Source organism: Pseudomonas simiae (assembly GCF_000934565.1).
Lineage (GTDB): Bacteria > Pseudomonadota > Gammaproteobacteria > Pseudomonadales > Pseudomonadaceae > Aquipseudomonas > Aquipseudomonas simiae.
This window is the reverse complement of record NZ_CP010896.1, coordinates 3,659,167-3,671,635: the sequence shown is the minus strand read 5'-3', so window position 1 is coordinate 3,671,635 and position 12,469 is coordinate 3,659,167. Positions and strand designations below refer to the sequence as shown.

General features: G+C 62.2%; 15 protein-coding genes. 12 read left to right on the top strand and 3 right to left on the bottom strand.

The features are described 5' to 3' along the window. Window positions 1-46 precede the first annotated feature (46 nt). The gene (locus tag PF1751_RS16440; protein ID WP_010209536.1) at window positions 47-805 is read left to right on the top strand and encodes a TetR/AcrR family transcriptional regulator; all 759 of its coding nucleotides are present in this window, start codon (window positions 47-49) and stop codon (window positions 803-805) included. A gap of 181 nt (window positions 806-986) precedes the next feature. Here PF1751_RS16440 and PF1751_RS16435 read toward each other — a convergent pair whose 3' ends face one another. Together PF1751_RS16435 and PF1751_RS16430 are read right to left on the bottom strand one after the other, a co-directional pair. Next, on the bottom strand, window positions 987-2,045 hold the full coding sequence (locus PF1751_RS16435; protein ID WP_029529107.1) for an FUSC family protein: 1,059 nt from the start codon (window positions 2,043-2,045) through the stop codon (window positions 987-989). Between the two features lie 23 nt (window positions 2,046-2,068). Continuing rightward, complete coding sequence (locus PF1751_RS16430; protein WP_044287359.1) at window positions 2,069-3,685, bottom strand: NADP-dependent glyceraldehyde-3-phosphate dehydrogenase; 1,617 nt, start codon at window positions 3,683-3,685, stop codon at window positions 2,069-2,071. Window positions 3,686-3,823: 138 nt separating this feature from the next. On the opposite strand from PF1751_RS16430, the gene PF1751_RS16425 reads away from it, so the two are divergent. The 10 genes from PF1751_RS16425 to PF1751_RS16375 all read left to right on the top strand — a co-directional run bounded on the left by PF1751_RS16425 (window position 3,824) and on the right by PF1751_RS16375 (window position 11,610). After that, window positions 3,824-4,684: a Dyp-type peroxidase gene (locus PF1751_RS16425; protein ID WP_044287358.1), complete on the top strand. Its 861-nt coding sequence runs from the start codon at window positions 3,824-3,826 to the stop codon at window positions 4,682-4,684. Between the two features lie 467 nt (window positions 4,685-5,151). Next, window positions 5,152-5,424, top strand: coding sequence for a BufA1 family periplasmic bufferin-type metallophore (locus tag PF1751_RS16415; protein ID WP_010209548.1), 273 nt, complete (start codon window positions 5,152-5,154; stop codon window positions 5,422-5,424). Further along, complete coding sequence (locus PF1751_RS16410) at window positions 5,421-5,828, top strand: DoxX family protein (protein WP_010209549.1); 408 nt, start codon at window positions 5,421-5,423, stop codon at window positions 5,826-5,828. The genes PF1751_RS16415 and PF1751_RS16410 overlap by 4 nt, the downstream gene beginning before the upstream one ends. An 18-nt stretch (window positions 5,829-5,846) precedes the next feature. Further along, a complete protein-coding gene (locus tag PF1751_RS16405; protein ID WP_010209550.1) occupies window positions 5,847-6,608 on the top strand; it encodes an alpha/beta fold hydrolase in 762 nt (253 codons plus the stop codon). Between the two features lie 26 nt (window positions 6,609-6,634). Further along, window positions 6,635-6,907 carry a BufA2 family periplasmic bufferin-type metallophore gene (bufA2, locus tag PF1751_RS16400; RefSeq protein WP_021492771.1) on the top strand — a complete coding sequence of 91 codons (273 nt, stop codon included), beginning with the start codon at window positions 6,635-6,637 and terminating at the stop codon, window positions 6,905-6,907. A 59-nt stretch (window positions 6,908-6,966) separates the two neighbouring features. Then, window positions 6,967-7,791 (top strand): MNIO family bufferin maturase, encoded by an 825-nt coding sequence (bufB, locus tag PF1751_RS16395; protein WP_010209552.1) that lies wholly within the window; start codon window positions 6,967-6,969, stop codon window positions 7,789-7,791. After that, window positions 7,788-8,537: an HvfC/BufC N-terminal domain-containing protein gene (locus PF1751_RS16390; RefSeq protein ID WP_044287357.1), complete on the top strand. Its 750-nt coding sequence runs from the start codon at window positions 7,788-7,790 to the stop codon at window positions 8,535-8,537. The genes bufB and PF1751_RS16390 overlap by 4 nt, the downstream gene beginning before the upstream one ends. Further along, window positions 8,530-8,982, top strand: a complete 453-nt coding sequence (locus tag PF1751_RS16385; protein ID WP_052489914.1) for an alpha/beta fold hydrolase — start codon at window positions 8,530-8,532, stop codon at window positions 8,980-8,982. Before PF1751_RS16390 ends, PF1751_RS16385 begins: the two co-directional genes overlap by 8 nt. A gap of 86 nt (window positions 8,983-9,068) precedes the next feature. After that, entirely contained in the window at window positions 9,069-10,433 is a 1,365-nt protein-coding gene (locus PF1751_RS16380; protein ID WP_044287356.1) for an MFS transporter, read from the top strand. 46 nt (window positions 10,434-10,479) lie between these two features. Next, complete coding sequence (locus PF1751_RS16375; RefSeq protein WP_021492768.1) at window positions 10,480-11,610, top strand: MFS transporter; 1,131 nt, start codon at window positions 10,480-10,482, stop codon at window positions 11,608-11,610. Window positions 11,611-11,651: 41 nt separating this feature from the next. On the opposite strand, the gene PF1751_RS16370 is transcribed toward PF1751_RS16375, so the two are convergent. After that, a complete protein-coding gene (locus tag PF1751_RS16370; RefSeq protein ID WP_010209560.1) occupies window positions 11,652-12,173 on the bottom strand; it encodes a DUF3087 family protein in 522 nt (173 codons plus the stop codon). A 113-nt stretch (window positions 12,174-12,286) separates the two neighbouring features. Here PF1751_RS16370 and PF1751_RS29285 point away from each other — a divergent pair, with 113 nt between their 5' ends. After that, window positions 12,287-12,463, top strand: coding sequence for a hypothetical protein (locus PF1751_RS29285; RefSeq protein WP_010209563.1), 177 nt, complete (start codon window positions 12,287-12,289; stop codon window positions 12,461-12,463). Window positions 12,464-12,469 lie beyond the last annotated feature (6 nt).

Sequence of the window (12,469 nt, the reverse complement as noted above, 5' to 3'; positions counted from 1 at the left end):
AAAATCAAATTATTTTTTTAAACAATATTTCCCATGTGGAACTTCTATGGTCGCGAAGAAAGTCAGCGCTCCAAACATTACCAAGACTCGATTGCTGGATGCGACAGAGGCTCTCTTCATCAAATACGGATACGACGCGGTATTGCTGCGGCAGATTACCGAGCGTGCCCAGGTGAATCTGGCTGCGGTGAACTACCATTTCGGGGACAAGGACTCCCTGATGCAAACCTTGCTCAAGCAGCGCCTGGAGCCGCTCAACGAGCAGCGCCTGGAACTGCTTGCGCGCTGTGAGGCTGAGTCCGACGGCCCGTTGGACTGCGACACGTTGCTCGGCGTGCTGTTCGCCCCGGCCATGGGCCTGGAGCGCAGCGATCCAGCCAGCGCCAGTGGGGAAGGGCGTTCATTCATCCGCTTCCTGGGGCGGGTGTACAGCGACACGTCGCCGTTTATCCAGGAATACCTCAAGGTGCATTACCAGCCGGTGTTCCAGCGTTTCTTCGAGGCTTTTGCCTTGGCCTTGCCGGACCTGCCGCGCAATGAACTGGGCGTGCGTCTGCAATTTGCCCTCAAAGCGATTTCCGGGGTGATGGCCGGCACCGAGCTGCGCCTGCTGATGAACTCCATGAGCCTGGGCCGTCCGGCCACGGATGCCGAGGTGATGGCCAAGTTGATCACGCTGGTGTCAGCGGCGATTCGGGTACCGCAACAAAGCCCGGAGGCAGAAAATGCCTTGGCCAAGGTGCTGGATACCCAGCGTGCCATTCGTGAGCAGGCCATGGCGCCAGCGAGCAAGGCCGCGCGTTGACGCAAATCCCAGGCAAAAAAAAGCCCGCTGGGGCGGCGGGCTTGATGTGCAACATTTGTAACGGATGAGGCTTCACATTACGTTCCGAGATGTGAATAAAGCGTGAAAACTTTGTAAGACAAACTGTGAAATTTCTGAAATGTGTGAACACATCGGAATTTTCCTCTTCCACCCAGCGGATTCAGATTTTCCAGCGCCCCGCACTCTTGGCCAGCCGCTGGCGCATCGCGTCCACGTTCTGCGCCAATTGCAGGGTTAGCAGCCGATACCCATCCAACGCGCTGTAGACCGGAGCATCCAGTGCTGGCTCGACACCCGCATGGCTCTGCCGCTCCAAGCGCTCCGTCACCCCTGACTTCAATGCCCGTGCCATCCCCACCAATTGCACGCGGATCTGCCGATGTTCGGCCTTCAACACCCCCTGCATGCGCGCCATCGCCTGTTCATCGCGAGGGTCGGGCCGGGTGTTGCCGAGAATCTCCAGGGTGCTGATGCACAGGCGCAGATGCCGCTGGATCGCGTCCAGTTCGGTCATGGAGATGCGCACTTCCTTGGACACCGACGGCATCAGTGAACGCAACTGCAACATCGCCGCATTCAGGCGGTTGAGCAACTTGAGGTGTTCATCACTGGTGACGGACTCGCCATTGATGATCCGGCTGTAGATCTGGGCACAATCGCGTAATGCGCTGGCCAGGTTGTAGCGCCAGGAGTACACGGCATACAGCGGCAGGGCAAAGGAGAACGCCAGGGCCAGGGCGATACCGATCAGGATGTCCACGGTGCGCCACAACCCATCCGACAGCGGGTTGTCACCGTGGCCGGCGACGATAAATACCGTGATCGCCGACAACAGTGCGGTGTACCCACCCTTGCCGATGGCGTGATAGGAAAAGAACCCGCACACCACCGACATCAACAGGTAAGTCAGGAGTGGCTGGCCGACGTACGCCTCCTGCACCACCAGCAACAACCCGACGCTGGCGCCGATCAACGTACCGTAGGCGCGCTCCACGGCTTTCTTGCCGATATTGCCATGGTGCTGCAACCCGCCGATCACCACCAGCATGGTCACCGAGGCCCACTCACCATGCGGCAGGTTGATGCCGGTGGTCAGCAGGATGGTCGCCAGCAAACCGATGGACACGCGCACGGCATGGATCAGCTTGGCATGGCGATAGCGGCGGTACGGGTCGAGCAGTGGGCGCAGCAGGCGCCGGGCAAACACAGGCAGGTGCAGGTTAATCAACGACGAATCGTCCTCTAGAAAATGTAATCGGTGGTCAGGAAACTCGAATCGCGGTTGCGCAGGATGTCGCTGACCAGCGCCTTGTTGCTCTCCTGGAACTTGGTCGCCACCAGGGTGCGGATCGAGAACACGCGCAAGGCGTCATGTACCGACAGCGTGCCCTCTGCCGAGTTCTTGCGTCCGTTGAACGGGAAGGTGTCGGGGCCGCGCTGGCACTGGGCGTTGATGTTGATACGGCCGACCTGATTGGCGAAGGTGTCCACCAGGCGCCCGACTTCTGCGGCGTTGGTGCCGAAAATGCTCAACTGTTGGCCGAAATCCGAGTCCAGCACGTAGTCGATCACGGTCTCCAGGTCGCGGTAGGGCACGATCGGCACCACCGGGCCGAACTGTTCCTCGTGGTACACGCGCATCTGTGGGTTCACCGGGTACAGCACCGCCGGATAAAAGAACGATCCACGACTTTCACCGCCCTGTTCATTCACCACCGTGGCACCCTGTTGCGCGGCGTCAGCCACCAGGCCGTTGAGGTAATCCACCTTGCCCACTTCGGGCAATGGCGTCAGCGCCACACCGTCCTCCCACGGCATACCGGGTTTGAGCGTGGCCAGCTTCTTGTTGAATTTCTCGATGAAGCGGTCGACGACGTCTTCATGCACGAAGAGGATTTTCAACGCGGTGCAGCGCTGGCCATTGAACGACAAGGAACCGGTGACGGCTTCGCTGACGGCATTGTCCAGGTCCACGTCGGGCAGCACGATGCCAGGGTTTTTCGCGTCCAGGCCCAGCGCGGCGCGCAGGCGATGTGGCTTGGGGTGCAGTTTTTTCAGATCGCTGGCAGCCTTGTTGGTGCCGATAAACGCGAAGATATCGATCTTGCCGCTGGCCATCAGCGCGCTGACGGTTTCGCGGCCGCTGCCGTAGATCACATTGATCACCCCGGCCGGGAAACTGTCGCGGAACGCTTCCAGCAAAGGTCGGATCAGCAATACGCCAAGCTTGGCCGGCTTGAACACCACGGTGTTACCCATGATCAATGCCGGAATCAGCGTGGTGAAGGTTTCGTTCAGCGGGTAGTTATACGGGCCCATGCACAGGGCCACGCCCAGCGGCACGCGGCGGATCTGGCCGAGGGTGTCCTGTTCCAGTTCGAAGCGGCTGGAGCGGCGGTCGAGTTCCTTGAGGGCGTTGATGGTGTCGGTGATGTAGTCGCAGGTGCGGTCGAACTCTTTCTGCGAGTCCTTGAGGTTCTTGCCGATTTCCCACATCAGCAGCTTGACCACTGCGTCGCGCTGTTCACGCATGCGGCGCAGGAAGGCTTCGACGTGTTGGATACGTTCAGCCACGCGCATCGTCGGCCATTCACCCTGGCCCCGGTCATAGGCACGAACGGCGGCGTCGAGGGCGGTGAGGGCGGTGTCGGCGTCCAGCAACGGCGTGCTGCCGATGTGCACACGTTCGTCGCCAAACTGCACCGGGCTTTGCACCTTGGCCAAGGGGCCGCTCCACACCCTCAACTGGCCATCGACCAGGTAATCACGCTGTTCAATGGGCGCTCCCAGCTGGAATTGCTCGGGAATCTCGGCGGCGGAGTCAGGAAACAGCTGGGCAAGCAGGTTGCTGGTGGTCATGTCACTACCCCTGGAATAGTTGCAAAACATGACTAGAGAGTCACCCAACAACAGGCTCTATGGCAAGGCTTGCGCGCTTTCTTGTACGCAGTGTTGTGGCTGAAGGTTAAACTGCGCGGCTTTTCAGAAGGAGTTCACATGAGTCAGTACCAGCCGGGCATTCTTGCCGCACCGGTGCCGTTGCAGGCACGCCATCTGTTTTTTGCCGTGGACTCACTGACCGCCGTGCACGCTGCGTTGGACACGTTGGTGCAGTTGACCGATTCGGCGGCGGTGGTCGGTTTTGGCGAGCCGCTGGTCAATGCCTTGGGCGCCCGGATTGAAGGCCTGCGCGCCTTTCCCTCCGTCAGTGGGCCGGGTGCGCACAACCCCTCTACCCAGCACGCGCTGTGGATATGGCTGCACGGCGTGGACCGTGGTGAGTTGCTGTTGCGCAGCCGCGCTTTCGAAAAAGCCCTGGTCCCGGCGTTTCGCTTGGTGCAGATGACCGAAGGCTTCCGCTACAAGACCGGCTTCGACCTTACCGACTACGAAGACGGCACCGAGAACCCCCACGACGATGCGGCGGTTGAAGCCGCCCTGACCGACAGCGGCGCCAGCTTTGCCGCGATCCAGCAATGGCAGCACGACCTCGACGGCTTCGCCGCCTTGCCCGCGCAGGAGCGCGACCACATCATCGGTCGCCGCCATGGCGACAACGAGGAACTCGACGACGCCCCCGAGTCCGCCCACACCAAACGCACCGCCCAGGAAAGCTTCACCCCGGAAGCCTTCGTGGTACGCCGCTCCATGCCTTGGGCGGAGAACGGCCAGGCCGGGTTGATGTTTCTCGCGTTCGGCCACTCCTTCGATGCATTCGAAGCGCAACTGCGCCGCATGAGTGGACTGGAAGATGGCATTGTCGATGGCCTGTACCGCATCAGCACACCGTTGACCGGCGGTTACTACTGGTGCCCACCGATCAAGGAGGGACACCTGGACCTGAGCGCGCTGGCTTGAATCACGCGTAGGCCACCCGTCATAAAACCGTTCCTGAAGGTGATGGGGGGCGGGCAGCTTCAGGTACAACAACGATTGGGCCGCGCCAAACATTCCGTTGGAAACACATATTTTTTCAACGGAATGACCTCGGGCCATCAACTAACAAACATGACCACAACCGCATGAAATTCAGGGTGATTCTTGCGGTCGTCGACGACCCGCAAGCGCCATCGTTCGTAAAGGCAAATATATCTAATTATCTCGATAGGGATGCCGAAGCAATCGCCGGGGGTTTGGCATTGTTTTAGTAACTGTGTATCGAACTGTATCCCCGCACCCTCCTGATACACCCGCATGACGTTCTATCGCGTTCGCGACACAGACCGGATACACGCCTGGCTTTAACTCTGCACACCAGCTGGCGCAGGCGGTCACCGACCCCGAGGCGCCCTGGCCATACTCAGTCAAGCCAGGAGACTCACCCCATGAAGCGTCCTTACGCAGCCCTCGCGGCAACCCTCGCCCTGTCCCTCAGTGCCTTCGCGGCCGTGGCCCATGCCGATGAACCCAAGCCCCAGGAAAAGTGCTTCGGCGTGGCCCTGGCCGGTGCCAACGACTGCGCCGCAGGCGCTGGCACCTCATGCGCCGCCACTTCCACCACCGACTACCAGGGCAACGCCTGGGTACTGGTGGACAAAGGCACCTGCACCCAGATCAAGACCCCTAAAGGCTTCGGCAGCCTGACGGAGCAGCCGTGATCCAGCGCCTGCTTCCCGATGCCCTGTTGTTGCTGGTGGCACGGGTGGCGATCGCGGCGGTGTTCTTCCTGTCAGGGCGCACCAAGGTCACGGGGTTTCTTGAACTCAAACCGTCGACCTACACGCTGTTCCGTTCGGAATACGCCTTGCCGCTAATTCCGCCGGACTGGGCCGCGCACCTGGCGACCTACGCCGAGCACTTGTTCCCGCTGCTGCTGGTGCTCGGCCTGCTGACCCGCCCGGCCGCTGCTGCGCTGTTGGGCATGACCCTGGTGATCGAGGTGTTTGTGTACCCCGCCGCCTGGCCGGTGCACCTCACCTGGGCGGGCCTGTTGTTGCCGCTGCTGGCGTACGGCGGTGGGGCCTGGTCGTTGGACCGCCTCATCTCAGGCAAGCGTTCTTAACTTTGATGGAGATTTCCAATGCGTATGCTTTCTTCCCTGGCCATTGCCATGGCCCTGACTGTCCCGATGCTGGCCCAGGCGGCAGATGCCCCGCAGCCCGGCACCGGTAAAAGCGTGGTGATCGTGCCCGGTTCGTTTGTCGACGGTTCCGGCTGGCGCGTGGTGCACGACATCCTGATCCACAAGGGCTACAAGGTCACCGTGGTGCACCAGGGCCACGAGAGCCTGGCCGCCGATGTGGCCGAGGCCCGCGAAGTGCTGGAGCAGCAAGTCGGGCCGGTGGTACTGGTGGGCCACAGTTCAGGTGGCGGGGTGATCTCGATTGCCGGCGACCGCGACAAGGTCAAGTCGCTGGTCTACGTCTCGGCGCTGCAGCCGGAAGTGGGCGAGAACATGGCCCAGTTGATCGGCTCGATGCCGGCGCCCAGCGATGACATCAAGGCCAGCCGCGACGGTCATCTGTTCTTCGACCGCACCAAGTTCAACGCCGACTTTGCTGCCGACCTGACCACCAACCGCACCGACTTCATGGCCGCCTCCCAAGTGCCGGCGACCACCGCCTTGTTCGGCGGCACCGTATGGGCCGCGGCCTGGCACAAAAAACCGACTTATGCCGTGGTCTCCACCGAAGACCGCGCCCTGAGCCCGGACCTGCAGCGTTGGATGTACAAACGCGCGGGTTCCAAGGTCACCGAAATCAAGGCCAGCCACTCGGTGTACATCTCCCAGCCTGAGGCTGTGGCGAAGGTCATCGAAGACGCTGCTTCCGTTATCAAGTAATTCACCCCAACCCTGGAGCAATACCCATGAACACTGCACTCAAATCCCGTCTGAGCCTCGCTGCCGCGGCTGCCCTGATCGCCATGGCCTCCGCTTCGTTCGCTACCGCCGCCAGCGCCGCCGACGCGCCGGAAAAGCCCGGCCGTTGCTACGGCGTCAACACCTGCAAAGGCACCAGCCTGTGCGCCACCGCCAAGAACGACTGCAAAGGCCTCAACAGTTGCAAAGGCGAAGGCGTGATCGTCAAGACCCCGTCCGAGTGCCTCAAGGCTGGCGGTACCTTGACTGAACCTAAATAACGCCTCACCCCCTTTAGGCGCGGGCGAACCCGCTCCTAAAGGGTTATTGGAGCCCCTCAATGTCGACATCCAATCCTCACTTTTCAGGCTACGGCCTGGGACTGCGCAAGGAGCATTACTGCGATTTCCTGGAGACCTCGGTGCCCGTGGATTTCGTCGAAGTGATCTCCGAAAACTTCATGGTCGCGGGCGGTCAGCCCCGGCATATCCTGCGACAAGTCCGCGAGCGCTACCCGGTGGCGCTGCACGGTGTGTCCATGTCCATCGGCACCGCCGAAGGGCTGGATGCGGATTACTTGAAGCGCCTCAAGTCGCTGGTGGATGAAGTCGAGCCCCTGTTTGTGTCCGACCACCTGAGTTGGTCGCGCAGCGCGGGCTTCAATTCCCATGACTTGCTGCCAGTGCCTTACACCGACGAGGCGCTGGATCGGGTGTGTGCCAATATCCAGCAAGCCCAGGACGTGTTGGGCCGCACGATGTTGTTCGAGAACCCCTCAAGCTACCTGGCGTTTGAAGGCGCCTCCATGACCGAATGGGAATTTATTGCAGCCATGGCCAAGCGCACCGGCTGCGAACTGCTGCTGGACGTCAATAATGTGTTCGTCAGCGCCAGCAACCACGGTTTCGACGCCCTGGCGTTTCTCAATGGCCTCCCTGCCGAGCGCGTGCGCCAGGTGCACTTGGCCGGCCACAGTCAAGGCCGTGAGATGTTGATCGACAGCCATGACAGCCCGGTGTGCACCGGAGTCTGGGAACTGTACGCCCAGGCCATGACCCGGCTGGGCCCGGTGGCGACCATGATCGAGCGTGACGATGAGATCCCGCCGCTCGCCGAACTGCTTCAGGAGTTGTCCATGGCCCGAACGTTGGGAGCGCAACGATGAACCTGGCGCAGCTACAACAGACCTTTCGCCGCTGGTTGGTGAGTGCGTCGGATGAATCCGCGCAGGCGCTGGGCAATCACCACGCCGGCCTGGCGGTGTACCAGAACAACTACCGTGCGCAGTTGGTCGGTTGCCTGGAGCAGGCGTTTCCCTACCTGCGTCGTTGGGTCGGGGAGGAAGCCTTCCTGGCCGTGAGCATCACCCATATCGACCGTCATCCGCCTCACGCCTGGACCCTGGACGCGTACCCGGAGGGCTTCTACGCCACTTTGAAAGAGATGTTCCCAGGCAACCCGGATGTGCATGAGCTGGCCTGGATCGAGTCGGCCCTCAATGAAGCCTTTGTCGCCGCCGACGCACAGCCATTGGCCCTGGAGGCCTTGGCCGAGCTGGATTGGGACACGGCGGTGTTGCAGCTCACGCCGTCGCTGCGCTGCCACGGCCTGACCACCAATGCCGAGGCCATCTGGTCGGCGCTGTGGCAGGACGCACCGGTACCGGAAGCGGTAATGCTGGCGCAAGCGGGCGGCTTGCTGGTGTGGCGACGGCAGTTCACGTCGCGTTTGCGCCAGGTGGATGCGTTGGAGCTACTGGCCGTGCAACACCTGCAGGCCGATGGCAGTTTCGCTGGGCTGTGTGAGTACTTGGTGCAACGCCTGGGGGAAGAAGCGGGCGTGATGCAGGCGGGTGAATACCTGGCCGGTTGGCTGGGCAGTGAATTGATAGTGGGAGTCCGTCATGTTTGATCGTCGTGGTTTTTTGCTGTTGGCGGCGGTGGTGATGGCCGCACCGGCATTGGCAGTGCAACAGGTCAGTATTGATGACGGAGAGATCCGCTATGCAGTGTTCGGGCCGGAAGAGGGCCGGGCGATCATTTTGCTGGCGGCGGATGTGAACGCGTTTGCAGCGATCACCGGACCGCTGGCTGCGCAAGGTTTCCGGGTGATCGTCCCGTACCTGCGCGGGCAGGATGAGGCGGTACAGGGCCAGGATGTGCTGGAATTGATGAACGCGCTGCATATTCCTGAGGCTGTGCTCGCCGGTGTGGACGTCGGCGGACGGGTGGCCATCCGTGCTGCGGCCTTGAAACCGAGCCGCTGCGTGGGCCTGGTCAGCTTGAACACCGCACCCCAGGCCGGTTTTGCCGAGGCGGTGGGGGTTATGGCGAAGACCGGGCACTGGCGAACATGAAACTACTGACAGCCAGCCAATCCACGCCTGAAAAAATTCGCCGCAGCCCTTAATCTAAACGCCTTTGTCACTTGCGCGGATTGTCCATGCCTTCTGTTGCCGATGGGTTGCCCCTCAATAAACGCCTGCCGGCCGTGATTGCGATCTCCCTGGGGATTGGCATGGCGACCCTGGACACCGCCATCGTCAACACGGCGTTGCCGACCCTGGCCGAGGGGATTGGCGCCGATTCCGCCTCGGTGATCTGGGTGGTGAATGCCTACCAGTTGGCGATCATTGCCACGGTGCTGCCGTTTGCGTCCCTCAGTGATGTGCTGGGGCATCGCCGGGTGTACCTCGGCGGGTTGCTGCTGTTTATTGTTTCATCGCTGTTTTGCGGGTTGGCCGGCTCACTGGTCACCCTGACGGCGGCGCGGGTGGTGCAGGGGCTGGGCGCGGCGGCGATCATGAGCGTGAACACGGCGTTGCTGCGGCATATTTACCCGTCAAACATGCTGGGCCGGGGGCTGGGGTATAACTCCCTGGTGGTGGGGCTCGCATTTACCCTTGGGCCGACGGCGGCGTCAGCGATTCTGTCGGTGGCGACCTGGCACTGGCTGTACCTGATCAATGTGCCGTTGGGTGTGCTGGCGCTGGCGTTGGGCCTGCGCTCGTTGCCGACCTTGCCGATGACCGGGCATGCCTTCGACCGCTTTGCGGCCGTGTTGTGTGCGGGGCTGTTTGCCTTGCTGGTACTGGGTCTGGGTACGGCGGTGCACGGCGCCCAGGGTGCGTTGACTTTGGGCCTGATCGCCGTGGCGCTGGTGTGCGGTGCAGGGTTGCTGCGGCGCCAGGCCGGGCACCCGGCGCCGATGCTGGCGCTGGACCTGTTCAAGCGCCCGGTGTTTGCGTTGTCTTCCCTTACCGCTATTTGCGCGTTCAGCGCCCAGGGCCTGGCGTTTGTGTCGCTGCCCTTCCTGTTGCAGGCGGTGCTTGGCCATAGCCAGGTGGAAACCGGCTTTCTGATGACACCGTGGCCCGCGGTGGTGGCGGTGATGGCGCTGGTGGCGGGGCGCCTGGCCGACCGCGTGAACCTGGGCGTGCTGTGCGGCATCGGTCTGTTGATGCTCAGCGTGGGCATGGCCGCGCTCGCGACCTTGGGCAGCGGCGCTTCGACATTGGATATCGGCTGGCGCATGGCGCTGTGCGGGGCGGGTTTCGGCTTCTTCCAGTCGCCCAACCTCAAGGCGTTGATGACCAGCGCACCGCTGGCCCGCAGCGGCGGGGCGAGTGGCATCGTGGCCATTTCGCGGTTGTTGGGGCAGACGTTGGGCGCGTCGTTGGTGGCCTTGTGTTTCCATCTGTCCATGGGCAATGGTCCGCAATCTGCGCTGTGGCTGGGCTGTGGATTTGCCTTGGTCGGGGCCGTGGCCAGTGGTTTACGGTTGTTACCCTATGGGAAAAAGTGCTGATTAACGCTACCGTGGCGACCTGAGTATTTCGGAATGTTTCGGATTTATGTCCAGCCTGGCCCTCCGCACCGCTGATACCCACTCCCGCCGCGCCGCACTGACCCTGGCTTTATGCCTGCCCAGCGACGTGTTGCTCTACTTGCTGCTGCCGATGGAATCCCAGGCCTTCGGCATTACCCTGGCCCAGGCCGGTGTGCTGCTGGCAGCCAACCGCCTGGTGCGGATTTTCGGCTACCGCCATGTGCTCAATTTCTACGCGCGTCACGGCGACCGCCTGACCTGCATGATCGCCGCCGGCGCCGCAACCCTGTGCGCTGTGGGCAACTCGCTGTTGTCCGGCTTCGCCGCCTTGCTCTGCCTGCGACTGGTGTGGGGCCTGTGTTTTGCTGCGTTGAACCTGTCGACCCAAGTCTTGGCCACTTCGGAGCCAGCCGGTGCCGCACGCCGGGCCGGGCGTTCCCGCGCGCTGATTGCCCTGGGACCGATGCTGGCGTTGCCGTTGGGCGGCTGGCTGACACTGATGGCCGGGCCACGTCCGATCTTTCTGATTCTGGCCGGGTGCTGCCTGGTGGGCTTGTGGATGGCGCGCGGTTTGCCTAGGGCCGGGCATGATTTGCACGGCACGCCGGGGCGGCGCTTCAAGTGGCCGGACAGTGTGGCAATGTGGTCGTTTATCGAGGGGGTGGCGCTGGACGGCCTGTTTATCTTCGGGCTGTCGATCCAGGCACAGAAGCTCTTGGGCGGTGATGCGGTGCTGATCGCCGGTGGCTTGATGGCGCTGCGTTATGTCTCGGAAATGCTCCTGAGCCCCTTGGGGGGGCGCGCAGCCCAGCGTTTCGGCGCGACCTCGATGTTGCTGCTGTTTTCGTTCCTCAGTGCCTTGGCCCTGATCGCGTTCGGCAGCTACTGGGTGATTGTCGGTGCGGCGGCGGTGCTGGTGCTGCGCGCCCTGCAACTGCCGCTGGTGACGACATTGGTGGCCGAGCGCAACCCAGGGTCCATGCGCGTGTCGGCCCTGGCCTCGAATGCCGTGTGGCGCGATATCGGCGCCGGCCTCGGGCCATTACTCGCCGGCCTGTTGCTGCCGATTGCCTCGGCCCCCTGGGTGTTTGGCCTGGCGGGTGCTGCCATTGCCGTAAGTGCCGTGTTCTGTTGGCGGACAAAGATGTCCAACTGACGATATGGGGGGCATCAAGGAGACTGCGTAGGTGCGCTGGCCTAAGCGGTTTTAAAGGTGTCCAGCCACGCGGGGTCGAACCGGGTCTGCTCGGTATCGAGCCCCTGCGCCTGCATCTTGGCCTTATGTGCCTCGACCTCAGCGACCAGTTGCACCTGGGCGCTGGAGTTGGCGTCCAGCTCATGCATCTGCGTCAGGCCCAAGTGATAAAAGCGCAGCACCTTCAGCGCCGTCGGATCATTCGCCTGCACCCGCTCCGTGACCTTGTGCATTACATTGGTCACGCTCATCAGGTTGCGCTTGAGTTGCCAGCCATACACCGCCGCCGCCAGCCACGGCTGGGTCCAGAACGGGCCGCGCACCAGCGCCACCGTGATCAACACCCCGGCGAACACCCCGCCGACATTGAAGCGCAAGTTGTCTCCGCCAGGCTCGCCAAACAGCATCACCGCCAGGCTCGACAGCAACATGGCCAGGGCCAGGAACAGCACCGCCACGATCAACGTACTACGTCGGGTCTGTTGACGGAAGGTGACGGGGTCGCAGGGTTTGAGCTCGAACATCCGGTTCATGTCTCCAGAAGGGGCGGGCATCATCTCACGCCTGGGCAAACAAGTTGAACGTTGGCGCATAGCGGTTTCTCTAAACCTGTGTAGACCCACTGAGGTGAAGCATCATGTCCGACTACAACCAGCCACCACCCGGCACCCCGAACCCTGACCGCACACCCGGCGAAGAAGAGCGCGACAACGACGCGTTGCGCCCCAACGACCCGGCGGAGCGTCAGAACGATGACGTGGAACGCGTCGAGGAAGACCTGGAAAACCTGCATGACAAGGCCCGTCCGCTCTGAATGAGG